At 66.7% G+C, this 17,829-nt stretch carries 15 protein-coding genes and 3 pseudogenes; 8 read left to right on the top strand and 10 right to left on the bottom strand.

All coding sequences use genetic code 11. The annotated features are described in order from the left end of the window. Positions 1-135 precede the first annotated feature (135 nt). Positions 136-1,047 (top strand): annotated as a pseudogene (locus BQ7388_RS06895) (DNA polymerase III subunit delta'); the annotation flags it as partial. A 154-nt stretch (positions 1,048-1,201) separates the two neighbouring features. Next, positions 1,202-1,927 carry a B3/B4 domain-containing protein gene (locus tag BQ7388_RS06890; RefSeq protein ID WP_072500100.1) on the top strand — a complete coding sequence of 242 codons (726 nt, stop codon included), beginning with the start codon at positions 1,202-1,204 and terminating at the stop codon, positions 1,925-1,927. Between the two features lie 757 nt (positions 1,928-2,684). Here BQ7388_RS06890 and BQ7388_RS06880 read toward each other — a convergent pair. The 7 genes and pseudogenes from BQ7388_RS06880 to BQ7388_RS06850 form a co-directional block, all read right to left on the bottom strand. Then, positions 2,685-3,839 carry an NAD(P)-dependent malic enzyme gene (locus tag BQ7388_RS06880; protein ID WP_072500107.1) on the bottom strand — a complete coding sequence of 385 codons (1,155 nt, stop codon included), beginning with the start codon at positions 3,837-3,839 and terminating at the stop codon, positions 2,685-2,687. A gap of 3 nt (positions 3,840-3,842) precedes the next feature. Further along, positions 3,843-5,228, bottom strand: coding sequence for a class II fumarate hydratase (fumC, locus tag BQ7388_RS06875; RefSeq protein ID WP_072500106.1), 1,386 nt, complete (start codon positions 5,226-5,228; stop codon positions 3,843-3,845). Positions 5,229-5,340: 112 nt separating this feature from the next. Then, positions 5,341-5,913 (bottom strand): alpha/beta hydrolase fold domain-containing protein, encoded by a 573-nt coding sequence (locus tag BQ7388_RS06870; protein ID WP_083558308.1) that lies wholly within the window; start codon positions 5,911-5,913, stop codon positions 5,341-5,343. 77 nt (positions 5,914-5,990) lie between these two features. After that, positions 5,991-6,524 (bottom strand): annotated as a pseudogene (locus tag BQ7388_RS06865) (methylated-DNA--[protein]-cysteine S-methyltransferase); the annotation flags it as partial. After that, the gene (locus BQ7388_RS06860) at positions 6,521-7,333 is read right to left on the bottom strand and encodes an alpha/beta fold hydrolase (RefSeq protein WP_072500103.1); all 813 of its coding nucleotides are present in this window, start codon (positions 7,331-7,333) and stop codon (positions 6,521-6,523) included. The gene BQ7388_RS06860 and the pseudogene BQ7388_RS06865, both read right to left, overlap by 4 nt. A 78-nt stretch (positions 7,334-7,411) precedes the next feature. After that, positions 7,412-7,951: a flavin reductase family protein gene (locus tag BQ7388_RS06855; protein ID WP_072500102.1), complete on the bottom strand. Its 540-nt coding sequence runs from the start codon at positions 7,949-7,951 to the stop codon at positions 7,412-7,414. Positions 7,952-8,101: 150 nt separating this feature from the next. Next, on the bottom strand, positions 8,102-8,596 hold the full coding sequence (locus BQ7388_RS06850) for a methyltransferase family protein (RefSeq protein ID WP_009278784.1): 495 nt from the start codon (positions 8,594-8,596) through the stop codon (positions 8,102-8,104). Positions 8,597-8,742: 146 nt separating this feature from the next. On the opposite strand from BQ7388_RS06850, the gene BQ7388_RS06845 reads away from it, so the two are divergent. Further along, the gene (locus BQ7388_RS06845) at positions 8,743-9,219 is read left to right on the top strand and encodes a pyridoxamine 5'-phosphate oxidase family protein (RefSeq protein ID WP_009278785.1); all 477 of its coding nucleotides are present in this window, start codon (positions 8,743-8,745) and stop codon (positions 9,217-9,219) included. Between the two features lie 869 nt (positions 9,220-10,088). Then, positions 10,089-10,814, top strand: coding sequence for a B3/B4 domain-containing protein (locus BQ7388_RS06835; protein ID WP_072500100.1), 726 nt, complete (start codon positions 10,089-10,091; stop codon positions 10,812-10,814). A 158-nt stretch (positions 10,815-10,972) separates the two neighbouring features. Here BQ7388_RS06835 and BQ7388_RS06830 read toward each other — a convergent pair. After that, a pseudogene (locus tag BQ7388_RS06830) lies at positions 10,973-11,227 on the bottom strand (methylated-DNA--[protein]-cysteine S-methyltransferase); the annotation flags it as partial. 383 nt (positions 11,228-11,610) lie between these two features. Between BQ7388_RS06830 and asnS the strand changes: the two are divergent. Beyond that, entirely contained in the window at positions 11,611-13,017 is a 1,407-nt protein-coding gene (gene asnS, locus BQ7388_RS06820) for an asparagine--tRNA ligase (RefSeq protein ID WP_072500098.1), read from the top strand. A gap of 134 nt (positions 13,018-13,151) precedes the next feature. Here asnS and BQ7388_RS06815 read toward each other — a convergent pair whose 3' ends face one another. Further along, positions 13,152-13,430: a type II toxin-antitoxin system YafQ family toxin gene (locus tag BQ7388_RS06815; protein ID WP_009278788.1), complete on the bottom strand. Its 279-nt coding sequence runs from the start codon at positions 13,428-13,430 to the stop codon at positions 13,152-13,154. Positions 13,431-13,432: 2 nt separating this feature from the next. Further along, positions 13,433-13,720, bottom strand: a complete 288-nt coding sequence (locus BQ7388_RS06810) for a type II toxin-antitoxin system RelB/DinJ family antitoxin (RefSeq protein ID WP_009278789.1) — start codon at positions 13,718-13,720, stop codon at positions 13,433-13,435. A gap of 373 nt (positions 13,721-14,093) precedes the next feature. Between BQ7388_RS06810 and BQ7388_RS06805 the strand changes: the two genes are divergently transcribed. The 3 genes from BQ7388_RS06805 to nikC all read left to right on the top strand — a co-directional run bounded on the left by BQ7388_RS06805 (position 14,094) and on the right by nikC (position 17,829). Next, on the top strand, positions 14,094-15,701 hold the full coding sequence (locus BQ7388_RS06805) for an ABC transporter substrate-binding protein (protein ID WP_072500097.1): 1,608 nt from the start codon (positions 14,094-14,096) through the stop codon (positions 15,699-15,701). 176 nt (positions 15,702-15,877) lie between these two features. After that, positions 15,878-16,894 (top strand): ABC transporter permease, encoded by a 1,017-nt coding sequence (locus BQ7388_RS06800; RefSeq protein WP_072500096.1) that lies wholly within the window; start codon positions 15,878-15,880, stop codon positions 16,892-16,894. Positions 16,895-16,899: 5 nt separating this feature from the next. Next, entirely contained in the window at positions 16,900-17,829 is a 930-nt protein-coding gene (nikC, locus tag BQ7388_RS06795; RefSeq protein WP_234946937.1) for a nickel transporter permease, read from the top strand.

The raw sequence follows: 17,829 nt of genomic DNA, 5'->3' as shown, positions 1-17,829 counted from the left end.
TCGCCGCAGTCACGGCAGGCAGGAGCCTGGCGCGGGGGAGTCCGGAAGCGGCGCCAGGGGTGCTGCGGGCCCGCGCTCGTCGGCACAGNCCTCGCGCAGTGCCTCGTCTGCCCCAACGGCGGCGACGCCAGCTGCGACGAGTGCATCCGCGTGGCCCATCACACCCATCCCGACGTGCGGCTGGTCTCTCCGGGAAGCGCCGGCGGCTACCTGGTGTCTCAGGTGCGCGAGCTCCTGGACGACGTCTGTCTGGCGCCGGTGCGGGCGAAGGCGAAGGTCTACATCGTCCAGAATGCCGGCCTCCTGCGTGACGCTGCAGCAAACGCCCTGCTCAAGACCATAGAGGAACCGCCCTCGGGCGTGTACTTCATCCTCATCGCGCGTTCTGCCGCGGCGGTCCTGCCCACCATCGTCTCGCGCTGCCAGCAGGTGCCGTTCCGCATCTTGGGCGAGGACGACGCCCTCCAGGCGCTCGCGGCGATTGACGGCGCCAGCGGTGCCGAGGCGAGGATAGCCCTCTCCGTCGCCGGGACCCCCGACCGCGCCGCCGAGTTCCTGGCCTCGCCCGAGCGCCGCCAGCTGCGTCGCCTCGTGGTGCGCAGCCTCGGCGAGCTGGGGCGCGATGACTCCTGGGACGTGCTCGTCGCCGCTCGCAGGATAGTGGCCGAGGTCGGAGCCCCCTTGGACGGCCTGCGCGTGGAGCAGGAGGAGTCGCTCAGGGAGGGCAGCGACTACCTGAGCACCGCCGCCCTGCGCCAGCTCGAGCTCGACCAGCGCCGAGAGCTCACCGCCAAGGAGCGTTCGGGTATGATGGAGGCCCTGGCAGCCGCAGAATCCCTGCTCAGGGACGTGCTCTTGCGCTGCGAGGGCGCCCGGGAGGCAATCGTGAACGAAGACGCGGCCGACGTGGTGGACCGCATCGCGAGCGGCGCGGGTACCGAGGGCGTCATCCGGGCCCTCGACGCGGTCCTCGANGTGAGGGGTGGCCGTCCTAGCAGGCGCTTACCCCTCTCAACTTGTTGCGCCTATTCATTCTCTACCGCTTAATTTTGCATATGTATGGCATATTATCTGTGAATAGATGGTTAGGTGAGAGAAAATATTCCTACTTAGGAGGGTGTCATGCAGCACTCGTGCTAGGATGCCCGCAGTGGCAAGACATCAGGTGCGCCGCCGCCCGGCCGCGCAGAAGGAGGGACGCATGAAGAAGTTCGTCGCCGAGGACTCGTTCTGGGAGCTCTTCCCCGAAGCATCCATCGGCATCGTTGCCGTGGACGGCATCCTGCCCACCGACCAGGTGAGCGAGGAGGCGGCGAAGAAGGCAGTGCGCCTGCTCGACCGCGCCAACCTCAAGGCAAGCGACTGGCTCACCAGCAACACCATCAGCGAGAACGAGGTCGTGGCCGTGTGGCGCGACGCCTACCGCAGGTTCAAGACCAAGAAGGGCGCCCGTTGCTCGGTCGAGAACCTGCTCAAGCGCGTGCTGAAGGACAACCCCGTTGGCCACATCAATCCCTCCGTCGACCTCTCCAACGCCATCTCGCTCAAGTACGCGCTGCCCATCGGCGCCGAGAACATAGACGCCCTCGAGGGCACCTTTCGCCTGGCCGTGACCGAGGGCGGCGACGAGTACCTGCCCATCGGCGAGGACGAGTCGGACCCCACGCTGCCGGGCGAGCTTGCCTACGTCGATGATGCGGGCGCCGTGTGCCGCTGCTGGAACTGGCGTGACGGCCAGCGCACCGAGGTGACGGACCAGACCCCGCACTGCGTCTTCATCATGGAGAACCTGCAGCCGGAGCGCGCGGGCGACCTGAGGGCCGCCATCGACGAGCTTGCCCAGCAGCTGGAGGAGCTCCTGGGCGCAACGGTCCAGAACAAGGGCATCGTCACCCGAGACAACCCGGAGTTCGTGCTCGAGGCATAGGGCCTGAGCAGGGGGCTGGGCGAGAATGGCGGGGGGGGCACGCGAAGGTCGTCCGCCCCCCCNGTTACTTCGCTGACCGCCTCCTGGAGGAGGGCATGCCGGTGAGTCAGGTCGACGTGTACGAGACCCCGCTCAACTGCGCCTCCTACTTCGTGGAGTAGGGTTTCGGCTCGGGTAGCGCGTCTCTCTCGCCTGGCACTTCGTTCGGTCTTCCCGCCTGGAATCCCCGCCGAGTGCGCAAGCTTAAAGGCTTGCAGCTTCGCGAGTGCGCAAGCTTAAAGGCCGGAATTGCGCACTCGACGGCGAAGACCGCCCCTCTCGCCACGAAGGGCCAGGTGGCCGGAAGCCGAGTGCGCAAGCTGAAGCCTTCAGACTGCGCACTCGACGCTTGCCTGTGGGGGAGAGGGGCTGTGGCTGGGTTGGCTGCGGACCCTGAAAGCGAAAGACACCGCAGCTGACCCCAGCCGGGCTAACCCCTGGCTTGTCCTAGCTGTTGTGCGCCATGACGTTGTTTACGCTGACGACGAGTGGCATAGACGGGAGGCCTCGGCGACCCGCTGTCCCGACTCGACGTGCTCGACCAGAGTCCGTCGCACCCTCGGGGCCGGCCTTGCGCTGGGATGCCGCGACACGGGAGGCCCCTTCCTCGCCGCAGGCCTCGACAGTCCACTGCTTGGCGGGAGCCTCCCTATTTGTCGCTACCGGGGCGCAAACTTTGTCGGTACCGAGGCGTAAACAACCCCTTGGCACCAAACGGCTAGGACCTCGCGCGCTCGGCGACCGCGGCGGCGACCACGTCTGCCACGCGCCTGTCCAGCGCGCTGGGGATGATGAACTCCGCGCTGAGCTCCTCGTCCGTCACCAGGCCGGCGATGGCGTGCACCGCGGCGACCTCCATCTCCTCCGTGATCCTGGGCGCGCGGGCAGCGAGGGCGCCCTTGAAGATGCCGGGGAAGACCAGCACGTTGTTGATCTGGTTGGGGAAGTCGGACCTGCCGGTTGCCACGACCCTCGCACCTCCCGCAAGCGCCTCGGCGGGCATGATCTCGGGCGTGGGGTTGGCGCAGGCGAAGACGATGCCCTCGTTCATGGTCGCGACCATCTGGCTCGTGAGGAGCCCTGGCTGCGACACGCCGATGAAGGCGTCTGCCCTGCGCAGGACGTCCGCGAGCGATCCGGACTCGCGTGCGCGATTGGAGATGCGGGCGACCTCATCCTTGGCGGGGTTGAGCCCGTCGCGCCCCTCGTAGATGGCACCCTGGCGGTCGCAGAGTATGACGTCGCCGAAGCCCATGTGGATGAGAAGGGTGGCGATGGCGATGCCCGCCGCCCCCGCGCCGCTCATGACGATCCTGAGCTCGCCCATGCGCTTGCCCGTCAGGCGCACGGCGTTGAGTAAGCCTGCGGCCGTGACGATGGCGGTTCCGTGCTGGTCGTCGTGAAAAACGGGGATGTCGCAGAGCTCCTGGAGCCTGCGCTCGATCTGGAAGCAGCGCGGCGCGGCGATGTCCTCGAGGTTGATGCCACCGAAGCTCTTGCTGATGAGCTGCACCGTGCGGACGAACTCGTCCACGTCGTGCGTGTCTACGCAGAGGGGGATGGCGTCGACGTCGCCGAACTCCTTGAAGAGCAGGCATTTGCCCTCCATCACGGGCATGCCTGCGGCGGGACCGATGTCCCCCAGGCCCAGGACGGCCGTGCCGTCGGTGATGACGGCCACCAGGTTGCCGCGGCGCGTGAGCTCCCAGCTCCTCTGGTAGTCCCTCTGGATCTGGCGACAGGGCTCTGCCACGCCCGGCGTGTACAGGAGCGCGAGGTCCTCCGCCGTCCGCGCCTCGGCGCGCGCGATGACCTCGATCTTGCCGTGAAGCTCCTCATGCAGCCTCAGACTGCGCTCGCTCGTCTCGTTCATCTGCTAGACCATCTCCTCTGGCTTGAACACCCGGTCGAACTCCTCCGCGCTGAGGAAGCCCAGCGCCACGCAGGCCTCGCGCAGGCTCGTCCCCTCCTCGTACGCCTTGTGCGCCACCTGTGCGGCCCGCTCGTAGCCGATGTGCGGGTTGAGGCAGGTGACGAGCATCAGCGAGTCGTGGAGGTTGCGCTCCATGCGCTCGCGGTTGGCCTTGAGGCCGCTCAGGCAGTGCTCGTCGAAGGACGCCATCGCGTCCGAGAGCAGCCGCACGCTCTGCAGGAAGTCGTGGGCGATCACGGGCATGAAGACGTTGAGCTCGAAGTTGCCCTGGCTCGCGGCGAAGCCGATTGCGGCATCGTTGCCCATGACCTGCACGGCGACCATGGTGAGCGCCTCGCACTGGGTGGGGTTGACCTTGCCCGGCATGATGGAGCTGCCGGGCTCGTTGGCCGGGATGCTTATCTCGCCCAGGCCCAGCCGCGGGCCCGAGGCCAGCCAGCGCACGTCGTTGGCCAGCTTCATGAGGTTCGCCGCCAGTGCCTTGACGGCGCCATGCGAGAAGACCACGGCGTCCTTGGCGGTGAGCGCGTGGAACTTGTTGGGGTCGGTCTGGAAGGGCTCGCCGGTGAGCTCGGCGAGCCTGGCCGCTACGAGCCTGTCGAAGCCCGCCGGTGCGTTGAGACCCGTGCCGACGGCGGTCCCGCCCAGGGCGAGGCGGCGCAGGCCCGGGAGGCTCGCGCGCAGCTCCTCGACGGCGGACTCCACGAGCCCGCGCCAGCCAAATATCTCCTGGCTGAAGGCTATGGGCACGGCGTCCTGAAGGTGGGTGCGGCCGCACTTGACGATGCCCTCGTTCTGGCGCTCGAGCCGCGCGAGGGTCGCCACCAGGCGCTCGGCGGCGGGGATGAGGCGCTGCGTCACGGCCAGGTCGGCCGCCACGTGCAGGGCGGTGGGGAAGGTGTCGTTGGAGCTCTGGCTGCGGTTGACGGAGTCGTTGGGGTGCAGCGGGACCGAGAGGGCGAGGCCCCTCTCGCCTGCGATCTGGTTGCCGCGTCGGGCGAGGACCTCGTTGAGGTTCATGTTGGTCTGGGTGCCGGACCCCGTCTGCCAGACCTTGAGTGGGAAGGCGTCCGCGTGACGGCCCTCGAGCAGCTCGTCGCAGGCGGCCTCGATCGCGGTGGCGGCGCTGGGCTCGAGGCAGCCAAGCTCGACGTTGGCCTGGGCTGCCGCCTTCTTGATCAGCGCGAAGGCATGGATGAGCTCGGGGGGCATGGTCTCGGTCCCGATGCGGAAGTTCTGGTACGAGCGCTGTGTCTGGGCGCCCCAGAGCGCGTCCGTGGGAACCCGCACCTCTCCCATGGAGTCGTGCTCGATGCGATATCCGTCCACGTTCCTCCCTCTGCCCGTCTTGCTTGTCCGTTGTCGCGTGCTGGCGGCCTGCCCCACGGAGCGGCGCCTCGCCGTGCGTCCGCCCCCCTCGCCGTGCCCGTTCGTGTCGGTGCTAGTCCATCGAAACGGCCGAGACGATCTCTTCCAACGCCCGGTTTGCCTCGGGGATGGGATACAGCGGGTAGTTCGCGTTGAGGCCCGAGCCCACATGGAGCTCGGAGTGGATGCCCGCCGCGTTGACGCGCTGGTGGAAGAGGACTGCGTCCGGGTGGAAGAGCTCCCTCGTGCCCGTGAAGACCATCACGTTGCGAAGCATGCGCACGCCGCCGTTGATGGGGCTCACGCGCGGGTCGTTGATGTCCAGTCCCTTGGCCCAGGTGTGGGCGATGCGCCGCAGGCCCTGGAGGGCGAACATGGGGTCTGCCGCCTCATAGGCGGCGACGTCGGGGTTGGCCAGGCTGGCGTCCACCCAGGGCGAGATGAGCACGAGCCGCTCCGGCTGGGGCAGCCCGAGCTCGGGGAGCAGCTGGCAGAAGGAGGCGGCGATGCCCGCGCCGGAGGCGTCCCCCATGAGGGTCACCGAGTCAGCGCCGTACTTCTCGACCATGGAGCGGTAGAGCCCCTCGATGGCGGCGAAGGCCTCGTCGTGGCCGTGGACGGGCGCAAGCGGGTAGATGGGCGCCACGACCTCGGCGCGCGTGCGGCGGGCCAGGCTGTCGAGGAAGCGCCNGCGGGGACCTTGAGCCGGCTCAGGTCGACGCCCTCGTGCTCGAGCAGCCACGTCTTGCGCCAGATGCCGCCCGCGTAGCCGGTGAGGCTGCCCGTCGAGCCGATCACCCTGTGGCAGGGTACGATGACGCTTATGGGGTTGTGGCCGACTGCCGCGCCCACTGCCCGGGCTGAGACCCTCGTCCTGTCGTCCCTCCTGGCAGCAATCGCTCGTGCGACGTCGCCGTAGGTGGTCAGCGTCCCGCATGGTATGACCTCGAGCTCGCGCCAGACCTCCTCCTGGAACGGGGTCCCTCTCAGGGCCAAGGGAGGCAGCGTGGGGGAAGGGGTGCCGTCGAAGTACGCGTCGAGCCAGTCACAAGCGGCGGAGATGCCCGGTGTGCGCCGGGCCTGCGGGCCTCGTATGACGTCCCTCTCGCCCAGATGCTCCCCTGGATGTCCCAGCCGCACGTCGAGCTTGTCTTGGAAATATCTCTGTCCCTCGAACCAGAGGCCGCACAGGCGCTCGCCGTCGCTTGCGAGCACGACTGTCCCGATGGGCGACTCGTATTCGAGCAGGTATGTCAACGACATGGCCCTCTCCTTCCCTGTGCGATCTTCTCCGACAGCAAACAGGCGTACTCGTCGGGCTTGACGCACTGGAGGCCGCAGTGGTTGTAGCCCTCTGCGTCAATGAACTCCGCATCCGGGTACGTACTTTGGACCCTCTTGCGCGATGCGCGTGCCGACTCCTTGCTGCCCCAGACGAACACGCTACGGCGCACCACGTCGGGCGGCAGCTCAGGCAGCCTGCACTCGCAGAAGGTCCTGCACTCGTTGGTCAGCGTGGCGTCCGAGACGAACGTGCACACCTCCGCACAGTTGCCGAGAATCTCCCGGTACATCGGTGCGTCATCTCCCAGGAAGTGCCTGAGCACGCTGCCCCCCAGCACCTTGTCGACGTCGATCTTCCATGGCGTGCCGTCCGGCCTCCTCCTCCCGATTCCCAGCACGCGGCGGAACAGCCGTCGCATGAGGGTCTCGACCGGCCTTGGCAGGTCGAAGAAGGGTCCGCCGTCGTAGAACCAGACGTCGGCAGAGACCGAGCCCTCCCGAGCGACGTCAAGCACGTTGATCGCGCCCATCGAGGTCCCGTGCGCCATGGCAAGGTGGTCGATGCCTCGTCTGTGCAGCCACGAGACCATGCCTTCGGTCGATGCCTCCTTCGAGAGGTAGTCCCCTCCGCCCTTCACGTGCCCGTCGAGGGTCACGGTGACGACGTGGAAGCGGTCGCACAGCCGACGAGCGATGGGCAGCTCCGAATCGCCCGTGCAGAACGAACCGGGCACCATGAGTATCGTCGGTGCCTTGGGGTCTCCCAGTTCGTCGAGCCTCACGTGACTCTCCCCTCGGGACCTGCTGGCAACTGCGGACTGGGCGTGGTGCCCGTGGCGTGCCCCCTCGTCGTCCCAGTGCTACTCCAGGACATAGCTGTCGACTATCTCGCCGTAGTAGATCTCGTGGTAGTAGCAGCTCCCGCTCGCATCGACGTCGGTGACGTCTGCGGGGTAGAAGCGCTCGCGCGTAGCCTCGGACACGGCGCCCCTGTCCATCATCTGCCTATAGACGACCTTGCACTCCAGGGTGATAGGCGCCTCGGCGATCGCGGGGACGTCCACCTTGCCCCCATTCGCGAGCGTGAGCCCGAGCAGCGCTGCCTTGTCCACATGACGGCCGCTCTTGGTGCCGGCGACGGCGAAGATGCGCTTGCCCAGGCGGTCGAGGGGGACGTTGATGGTGAACTGGGGGTTCTTCTCGAGCAGGGCATGGGTGTGGCGGCTCGTGCGGACGAAGGCGGGGAAGGTGGGCTTGCCCCAGAGGGTTCCGATGAGCCCCCAGCCTATGACCATCGTGTCCACTTCGCCCTCGGCCTTGGTGGTGAGCAGGATGCCATGGGCGTTGGCCTTCGTGATGGCGCTCGCGTATTCGTAGGGGTCGATGTGGCGCTTCTCCATGATGGCTCCAATCGCCGGGCTGTGGCCCCGCGACCCTCGTGGGGCGGGGTGGTCGTTCCTTGGGAGGAGTGTACGCCTCGAACGTTGCGAGTCCGCATGCGTTTTGCGGCAGCTGGCGGGGCGGCGGAGTCGCCGCGCCGCGACCCTGGGCTACGCCCTGCGACGAGGGGGCCAGGGCACGACCCTGTTAACCCGCCTGCAGTAGTCCAGGTACGTGCTGCCGTGCAGCTCGGCAAGCCAGCGCTCCTCCGTGCGCCGCATGAGCAGGGTCAGCGCGAGCCAGTGGATGGGTGTCAGGACGAGGAGCCAGAGGTTCCCGGCGACGAGGATCGCGCCGAGGCAGGCGATGAGGAAGGCGGAGTAGATGGGATTTCTCACCCAGGCGTAGACGCCCGTGGTCACGAGCTCGTTTCTCTCCACGTGGGCGTCGATCTTGGACACGACGGCTCCCATGACCCATACGGCCACGGCAAGCGCTGCGAGGATGGCACCCGCGACCACGAGCGGCAGCTCGAGTTCGAGGACGCTTGCGCGTGGCAGCATGCCGAGCCTGGTCGCCGCGATTCCCGCAGCCGTCGTCAGGAGGATGCACGCCACGTATGCCGGCCCCACCCCGAACAGGGGCAGGTGGTCCCTCTCGCCCATGTGTCTCCCTTGCCCGCTTGCCACTAATTAGCTTTGGCTAACTGTTTTCTGACGACATCGTAGCACGGGCCGTCGGGGTATACCTTTTGGCAGACTGACTACCATGCAAATGGGCACGACTGCGCACGGCAAGAGGGGAGAGCGCCATGGAGTTCAAGATGGTACGTGCGAAGAGGGAGCTGGGCCGCGAGGAGGCACTCGCGCTCTTCGCGTCCGCGTCGAACGCGGTGCTCTCGACCGTGGACCCCGACGGCGAGCCCTATGGCGTGCCCATCAGCTTCGCGCTCGAGGGCGGCCGCATCTACCTGCACGGCTCCATGAAGGGCGGCCATCGCCTGACCAACCTGGGCGCAGGCTGCAGGGCATGCATCACCGTGGTCGCCCAGGACGACGTCCAGCCTGCGGAGTTCACCACGAGGTACGCCTCCGCCATGGCGTTCGGGCGTCTGCGTCCCGCCGCGGACGACGACGAGAAGCGCGCGGGGCTCATGGCCCTGCTGCGCAAGTACGCGCCCGGCCACATGGAGGCGGGCATCCGCTACATCGCCGCGGCGCTGCCCAAGACCTCGGTGACCGTGCTCGAGATCGAGCGCGTGAGCGGCAAGAGCAACGTGCGCGGCTAGCGCGCGCAGCTTTCCAGCGCCTGCGCGACCAGCTCGAGTCCGCGGGCGTCCTCGGGAAGGAAGCGGCCGCGCATCGGGCTGTCTATGTCGAGCACGCCGACGACCCGGCCGTCCGCGTGNTTGAGGTTGCGGCGGTTGAGGACGAAGGTCTGCATGCCCTCGAAGTCGCTGTCCTCCACCGAGACGTGCAGCCCCACGAGGGGTGGCAGGGAGTAGCGCTGCTCGTTGCTCTCGGCGTGGGCGAGTATGTAGTTGTCCCAGGCTATGGGGTCTGCCATGCGGTTCTTGTCGGAGGTCACGCGGTTGTAGACCTCTGAGGCGGTGGCGATGTTGGACCTGCGATAGTAGAGGTGCGAGACCGCCGAGTAGGCGGCGAACAGCGCGACGGGCGTTGCTGCCGCGACGGCAAGGGCCTTGGTCGCCGTGCCGCTGAGTTGCTTGGACATGCTGCCTCCTGCCTTGCCCGGTAAGTGGGCCTCGGCCTTCGCCTGCGCGGGTGGGGCCGCGTCGCCCCGCCCGGGGCGCGGGCCTGCCCTGGGCACCATTCTAGTGCCGGCACCCGCCTTGGTGTCCGCGCCAGCCTGGGTCCTGCGACCAATATGCAGCTTTTGGGCCTGGGAGGACCCTTCCTTGCGTCACGTCCGTGAGGGGTGGCCGTCCTAGCAGGCGCTTACCCCTCTCAACTTGTTGCGCCTATTCATTCTCTACCGCTTAATTTTGCATATGTATGGCATATTATCTGTGAATAGATGGTTAGGTGAGAGAAAATATTCCTACTTAGGAGGGTGTCATGCAGCACTCGTGCTAGGATGCCCGCAGTGGCAAGACATCAGGTGCGCCGCCGCCCGGCCGCGCAGAAGGAGGGACGCATGAAGAAGTTCGTCGCCGAGGACTCGTTCTGGGAGCTCTTCCCCGAAGCATCCATCGGCATCGTTGCCGTGGACGGCATCCTGCCCACCGACCAGGTGAGCGAGGAGGCGGCGAAGAAGGCAGTGCGCCTGCTCGACCGCGCCAACCTCAAGGCAAGCGACTGGCTCACCAGCAACACCATCAGCGAGAACGAGGTCGTGGCCGTGTGGCGCGACGCCTACCGCAGGTTCAAGACCAAGAAGGGCGCCCGTTGCTCGGTCGAGAACCTGCTCAAGCGCGTGCTGAAGGACAACCCCGTTGGCCACATCAATCCCTCCGTCGACCTCTCCAACGCCATCTCGCTCAAGTACGCGCTGCCCATCGGCGCCGAGAACATAGACGCCCTCGAGGGCACCTTTCGCCTGGCCGTGACCGAGGGCGGCGACGAGTACCTGCCCATCGGCGAGGACGAGTCGGACCCCACGCTGCCGGGCGAGCTTGCCTACGTCGATGATGCGGGCGCCGTGTGCCGCTGCTGGAACTGGCGTGACGGCCAGCGCACCGAGGTGACGGACCAGACCCCGCACTGCGTCTTCATCATGGAGAACCTGCAGCCGGAGCGCGCGGGCGACCTGAGGGCCGCCATCGACGAGCTTGCCCAGCAGCTGGAGGAGCTCCTGGGCGCAACGGTCCAGAACAAGGGCATCGTCACCCGAGACAACCCGGAGTTCGTGCTCGAGGCATAGGGCCTGAGCAGGGGGCTGGGCGAGAATGGCGGGGTGGACGCGCGAATGTCGTCCGCCCCGCCTGTCTGTGCGCGCGTGCTATGGTCGCGCCGCCTGGCATCGCCTTTCGAGCCCCCTCAGGAGCCCCCTCGGCGGCTGCTCTGGGCCGTCTGTCCGTCTCATGTCGCGGGGACCTTGAGCCGGCTCAGGTCGACGCCCTCGTGCTCGAGCAGCCACGTCTTGCGCCAGATGCCGCCCGCGTAGCCGGTGAGGCTGCCCGTCGAGCCGATCACCCTGTGGCAGGGTACGATGACGCTTATGGGGTTGTGGCCGACTGCCGCGCCCACTGCCCGGGCTGAGACCCTCGTCCTGTCGTCCCTCCTGGCAGCAATCGCTCGTGCGACGTCGCCGTAGGTGGTCAGCGTCCCGCATGGTATGACCTCGNGCGACCTTCCCCTGGAAGGGCCCCAGGACGAGCCTGCCCTCACCTTCCGGGATGAGGTAGAAGCCCGCCCAGTTGACGTCGGGCAGCGCCTCGTAGATGAGCGCCGACGCGTTGGAGAGCAGCGGCATCCAGCGCGGGTCCTCCTCCGCGAGGGCCCTGACCTGCTCGGCGAGTAGCCCGTAGTCGGGTCGCTCCGCGTGGCTCACGTGTTCCATGGTGGTCCTCCGTCCTGATGGGCCTTTGTCGTGGCGGCCCGTGCCCCGCGTGCGTGCGGCTCCACTTGCGATACAGTCAATGGGTTGACGCGTCCGGCGCCTCTCCCACAGGCGTCCGTCACCAAGCTACTTATCGCACAACCCAAGGGGGAAGCTCGTGAGGCGCACAAAGATCGCAACGCTCTACGCAGACATGGACCGCCTGGGCGGCCAGGAGCTGACGGTCGCCGGGTGGGTCCGCTCCATCCGCGACATGAAGAACTTCGGCTTTGTGACCCTCAACGACGGCAGCTGCTTCAAGGACCTGCAGGTCGTCCTCAACCGCGAGTCCCTGGGCGAGCGCTACGACGAGCTCGTGGGCCAGAGCGTCGGCTCCGCCCTCGTCGTGCGCGGCACGCTGAGCCTGACGCCCGACCGCCCCCAGCCCTTCGAGCTCCAGGCCTCCGAGGTCGTGGTGGAGGGCCCCTCCGCCCCCGACTATCCCATGCAGAAGAAGCGCCAGACCCGCGAGTACCTGCGCACCCAGCAGCATCTGCGCAGCCGCACCAACCTCTTCCGGGCAATCTTCCGCGTGCGCAGCGTGGCGGCCTACGCCATCCACAGCTTCTTTCAGGAGAACGGCTTCGTCTACGTCAACACGCCCATCATCACCGCGAGCGACGCCGAGGGTGCGGGGGAGATGTTCCGCGTCACCACCCTGGACCCCAAGAACCCGCCCTTGCTCGAGGATGGCAGCGTCGACTGGAGCCAGGACTTCTTCGGCAAGATGACCAGCCTCACCGTCTCGGGCCAGCTCCAGGCCGAGAACTTCGCCCTGAGCTTCGGCGACGTCTACACCTTTGGTCCCACCTTCCGCGCCGAGAACTCCAACACCCGCCGCCACGCCGCCGAGTTCTGGATGGTCGAGCCCGAGATGGCCTTCTGCGACCTCGACCAGGACATGGACGTGGCCGAGCAGATGCTCAAGTACGTGATCAACTACGTGCGACAGACCTGCCCCGACGAGCTGGACATGTTCAACCGCTTCGTGGACAAGGGCCTGCTCGAGCGCCTCGAGCACGTGGCCACGAGCGACTTCGCGCGCGTGAGCTACACCGACGCGATCAAGATCCTGGAGGATGCCCAGGCCGCCGGCACGAAGTTCGAGTATCCCGTGAGCTGGGGCGCCGACCTCCAGACCGAGCACGAGCGCTACCTCACCGAGCAGCACTTCAAGAGGCCGACCTTCGTGACCGACTACCCCGTTGCCATCAAGGCCTTCTACATGCGCATCAACGACGACGGCAGGACCGTGGCCGCTGCGGACTGCCTGGTTCCCGGCATCGGCGAGATCATCGGCGGATCCCAGCGAGAGGAGCGCCTCGACGTCCTCGAGGGCCGCATCCGCGAGCTGGGCATGGACCCCGAGCAGTACCGCTACTACTGCGACCTGCGCCGCTATGGCGGCTGCCACCACTCCGGCTTCGGCTTGGGCTTCGAGCGCCTGGTCATGTACCTCACCGGCGTGGACAACATCCGCGACGTCCTGCCGCACCCCCGCACGGTGGGCAACGCGGAGTTCTAAGGCTCCCGTCCCCCACGCGCGAATAGACCGGCATTCGAGCGGCCCCGCCCTGCGGCAACGTGGACGGGGCCGCTCGACCATTTGGACGGGAGCCTTCGCCCCGCCCTTGCCATGCAAGGCAGGGGCCGGGCGTTTCAGAGGCCGAAGAGCTCGGCGTGCGATCCGGTGCGAACGGCGGTCAGTATGAGGCGCGTATCGTCGATGCGATAGACGAGCAGCCAGTCCGGGCCTATGTGGCACTCACGGTGCCCGCCAAGCCTGCCGGCGAGGGCGTGGTCACGAAAGCGCTCCCCAAGCACCTCTCCCTTGCGCAGGAGGGTGATCACCTCGCCGAGCCTCTCTAGGTCCGCGCCTTGCCTGCGTCTGCGACGAACGTCCTTCTTGAACTGGGAGGTATAGGCCAGGCTCAGCACGGCTACTCTCCGTCGTCGAAGATGGAGGCCCACATCTCCTCGTTTGACTCGAACGGGCCCGTGACGCGTCCCTGCTCGGCGTCTTCCATCGCCCTGAGCGTGGTGCGGGGAAGGCCGTAGGGGTTGGAGGGGTCGAAGGGGAATCCTCCCCTGCGGTTGAAGGCCGAGACGAACATCCTGAGCGCGTTGCTGGGGGAGGTCCCGATGGAGTCGCATATCTGGGTGAAGAGCGTCTTCTCGTCAGACGTGACCTTGGTGGAGAGTGCCGCATTGGCCAAAGTTCCTGCCATATTCCTCACTCCTTATAAGCCAATGTCATCTATTAAATTCGATTGTACTCCACACAAAGGCATTTATCGATATCTGAAGAAAATGGTTAGGATTGGAGTTCACAACGCCACGACCCATCGTCCCTCTCGCCGGAGGCCGACCTGCACTGACGAGGGGCCGTGCGTCGGTGGCAGCCGCAAAAAGGACGCAAAGTGTCCAACTGGTTACGTATCAAGAAACTTTTCTTCTCAAAATCGCCATTTTAATCACTCCCTTGCATTTCTGATGCAAACATACGCACAGGCCGCTACGCCGCAGCCACAGCCGCGAGGGGCGGCGGCTCGGTGGGCCAAGACGCCATATCAGGCTTTGTGCATCAGAGAGGGAGTACACATGGCTAGCACCAAGGCACAGATCTCCAGAAGGAACTTCGTCAAGGCCATGGCGGCCGTCAGCGCGGGCAGCGCCTTCGCCCTCGCCGGCTGCGGCAGCCAGCGCGCCGGCGGCTCCTCCAAGTCCGCCAACGGCGACTTCACCATCACCTTCGCCCAGGCCTCCGACCCCCGCGGCCTCGACCCGGCCATGGTCGACGACGGCGAGTCCGCCATGGTCATGGTCCAGGTCTACGAGAACCTCCTGCAGTACGAGGACGACTCCTGCGCCGTCAAGCCAGGCCTCGCCGAGTCCTACGAGGTCTCTGACGACGGTCTCACCTACACCTTCAAGATCCGCACCGGCGTGAAGTACCACGACGGCACCGACTTCAACGCCGCTGCGGCCAAGGCCTCCATCGAGCGCCAGCTCGAGCCCCAGCGTACCGAGGACATGCCCTACGCCGCCTTCACCTTTGGCTCCGAGGCCGACGGCAACGGCATCGCCTCCATCGACGCCCCCGACGACACCACCCTCGTCATCAAGCTGCGCGCCGCCTCCACCGCCTTCCTGGCCAACCTCGCCATGTGCATGGCCTCGCCCATCGTGAGCCCCACCGCCGCCGAGGGCGGCAAGCTCAACGAGAGCCCCGTCGGCACCGGTCCCTACAAGTTCGTGAGCTGGACCAAGAACTCCGACATCAAGCTCGAGCGCAACGAGGACTACTGGGACAAGGACAACGCCGGCAAGGCCAAGAACATCGTCTTCCGCTTCATCGCCGAGAGCGCCTCGCGCGTCACCGCCCTGGCCAACGGCGAGGCCGACATCATCAGCGGCATCGACGAGGCCGTGGTGAGCCAGGTCGAGAACAACGGCGACAAGGTCTACAAGACCGACGGCATGAACATCAACTACCTCGCCTTCAACACCCAGAGCGAGATCTTCAAGACCGCCGACGCCCGCAAGGCCTTCGCCAAGGCAGTCAACGTCCAGGAGCTCGTGGACAGCCTCTACAACGGCTACGCCACCTACGCCAACTCCGTCATGCCCCTGTGGATGGCCCCCTACGACTCCGACATCCAGCAGGCCCAATACGACCCAGACGCGGCCAAGTCCGAGCTCGCCGCCCTGGGCATCACCAAGGTCAAGTGCATCACCTACTCGGTGTCGCGTCCCTACAACGGCAAGGGAGGCACCGCGCTCGCAGAGTCCGTCCAGGGCTACCTGAGCAAGGTCGGCGTCGACATGACCATCGACCAGTTCGACTGGACCTCCTACAAGGACGCCGTCCAGGCGGGCAACTACGACGTCTGCTTCTATGGCTGGAACGGCGACAACGGCGACCCCGACAACTTCATGAACCTCCTCTCGGTCGACGACACCGCCATGAACGTCGCACGCTACTCCAACGACGAGTACAAGGCGCTCATCGCCAAGGGCCTCTCGACTCCGGCGGGCTCCGAGCGTGACGACGTCTACCACCAGTGCGAGCAGATCGTGGCCGAGGACCAGGTCTGGCTGCCCATCTCGCACTCTCAGAACCTCCTGGGCCACAAGGCCAACGTCGAGGGCTACGTCTACCACCCGACGGCGGTCGTGTTCCTGAGGAACTGCACCAAGTCTGCCTAGCCCTGGACGGGGGAGAGACGCCCCCATCCAAGGCCGAGGGACATCCCGAGGCAACGCTGCGACTCGGGCCGGACGCGAGCCCGGTCCGAGTCGCGCTTCTGGTGGCGCGCGCGGAGGGGCGCATGTCGCCGGACCCGACAAGAGCGAACAGATGAGAAGAGAGAGGAGGAAGACACGTGCTGAGATATGTGATCAAGCGCGTCCTGCAGGCGATTCCCGTCCTGTTGGGCCTCTCGATCGTGGTCTTCCTGATCATGCGCGTCTTCTCGGCCGACCCTGCCAGCGTCGTGCTCGGCGAGCATGCCACGCAGGAGCAGATGCAGGCCTGGCGAGAGGCGAACGGGCTTACGGCCTCCATCGTGGTGCAGTACCTCAACTTCCTGGGATCGGCCCTCCGCGGCGACCTGGGGACCTCGTACTACACCCACACCTCCGTCACGACCGAGATCATGAGCCGCTTCCCGGCCACCGTCGAGCTCGCCATCGTCGCCATCATCGTGGCGTCCGTGCTCGGCATCGTGCTCGGCGTGCTCGCGGCGGTCCACAAGGGCTCCTTCGTGGACGGCCTCAGCACCTTCGTGGCGCTGGTGGGCGTCTCGATGCCCATCTTCTGGTCCGGCGTGCTCATGATCATCCTCTTCGCCGGCACCCTGCACGTCCTGCCCTCGGGCGGGCGCATCGACCCGCTTCTGGCGCCGGTGGGCGGCACGGGCCTCTTCATCCTTGACACGCTGCTCTCCGGCGACTTCGAGGCCCTGGGTAACGCCCTGCAGCACATCGTGCTGCCGGCCCTCGCACTCTCGCTCTACTCGATGGCCATCATCACGCGCATGACGCGCTCCAGCATGCTCGAGACCCTGGGCGAGGACTACGTCCGCACCGCCCGCGCCAAGGGCCTGCCCAAGGGCAGCGTCGACCGCCATCACGCCTTGCGCAACGCCATGCTGCCGGTCACCACCGTCATCGGCCTGCAGTTCGGTAGCCTCCTGGGCGGCGCCCTCCTCACCGAGACCGTCTTCGCCTGGCCCGGCATCGGCAAGTACGTGGTCGACTCCATCCTGAAGTCCGACTTCCCGGTGGTCCAGGGCACCGTGCTTCTCATCGGCGTGATCTTCGTTGTCATCAACCTGATTGTGGACATCGTGTACGCCTACCTTGACCCGCGCATCAAGTACTCGCAGGAAGAGGGGTGATCTTGGTGGAGAAGACACTCGACTCCGGGCAGGAGCCCATGGGGCCCACGAAGGGCGTCGACGCCGCCAGGCCGCAGAAGGCGGAGTCCATCTGGAAGGACGTCTGGTACTCGCTGAGCCACAACGGCCCGGCCATGGCCAGCCTGGTCTTCATCGGCCTCGTCGTGCTCATAGCCGTCGTCACGGCCATCGCCCCCGGCGTGCTCCCGTACGACCCCTACGAGCAGGACCTGACCCAGTCCTTCGCCGCCCCCAGCGCCACGCACTGGTTTGGCTGCGACCAGCAGGGCCGCGACATCCTTGCCCGCATGATGGTGGGCGCGCAGGTCTCGCTCACCGTGGGCGTCATCTCCGTCGCGCTCTCTCTGGTCGTGGGCGTCACCCTGGGCGCCATCGCCGGCTACAAGGGCGGCAAGGCCGACACCGCGATCATGCGCCTCATGGACATCATGCTGGCCGTGCCCTCGATCCTCCTGGCCATCACCTTCATGGCGGCGCTCGGGAAGGGCATCGACAAGGCGGTCATCGCCATCGGCCTGGTGTCCATCCCCGAGTACGCGCGCATCGTGCGCAGCCAGGTGCTCTCGGTCAAGGCCAACGACTACGTCAGCGCCGCCCGCGTCATCGGTGACTCCGACGCCAAGATCATCTTCCGCCACATCCTCCCCAACGTCGCCCCCTCGATCATCGTCCGCGCGACTCTGGGCATCTCGGGAGCGATCCTCGACGCCGCGGCCCTGGGCTTCCTGGGCCTGGGCGTCCAGCCACCCCAGGCCGAGTGGGGCGACATGCTGGGCCGCGGCCGCGACTACATCTTCCAGGCTCCCCACGTCATGATCTTCCCGGGCCTCGCCATCACCCTCACCGTCCTCGCGTTCAACCTGCTGGGAGACGGCATCCGCGACGCCTTCGACCCCAAGAGCAGGAGGCGCTAG

This window comes from Olsenella phocaeensis, from assembly GCF_900120385.1.
In the GTDB taxonomy this organism is placed as follows: Bacteria; Actinomycetota; Coriobacteriia; order Coriobacteriales; family Atopobiaceae; genus Olsenella_I; species Olsenella_I phocaeensis.
Note: the sequence above shows the minus strand (reverse complement) of the source record. Positions and strands in the feature narration are given on the sequence as shown.

Bases quoted from the DNA above. Each gene is read 5' to 3' on its own strand.
- BQ7388_RS06880 (WP_072500107.1), bottom strand. From the start codon at position 3,839: ATGAACGAGACGAGCGAGCGCAGTCTGAGGCTGCATGAGGAGCTTCAC.
- BQ7388_RS06835 (WP_072500100.1), top strand. From the start codon at position 10,089: ATGAAGAAGTTCGTCGCCGAGGACTCGTTCTGGGAGCTCTTCCCCGAA.
- BQ7388_RS06850 (WP_009278784.1), bottom strand. From the start codon at position 8,596: ATGGGCGAGAGGGACCACCTGCCCCTGTTCGGGGTGGGGCCGGCATAC.
- BQ7388_RS06810 (WP_009278789.1), bottom strand. From the start codon at position 13,720: ATGGCAGGAACTTTGGCCAATGCGGCACTCTCCACCAAGGTCACGTCT.
- BQ7388_RS06890 (WP_072500100.1), top strand. From the start codon at position 1,202: ATGAAGAAGTTCGTCGCCGAGGACTCGTTCTGGGAGCTCTTCCCCGAA.
- BQ7388_RS06855 (WP_072500102.1), bottom strand. From the start codon at position 7,951: ATGGAGAAGCGCCACATCGACCCCTACGAATACGCGAGCGCCATCACG.
- BQ7388_RS06845 (WP_009278785.1), top strand. From the start codon at position 8,743: ATGGAGTTCAAGATGGTACGTGCGAAGAGGGAGCTGGGCCGCGAGGAG.
- BQ7388_RS06805 (WP_072500097.1), top strand. From the start codon at position 14,094: ATGGCTAGCACCAAGGCACAGATCTCCAGAAGGAACTTCGTCAAGGCC.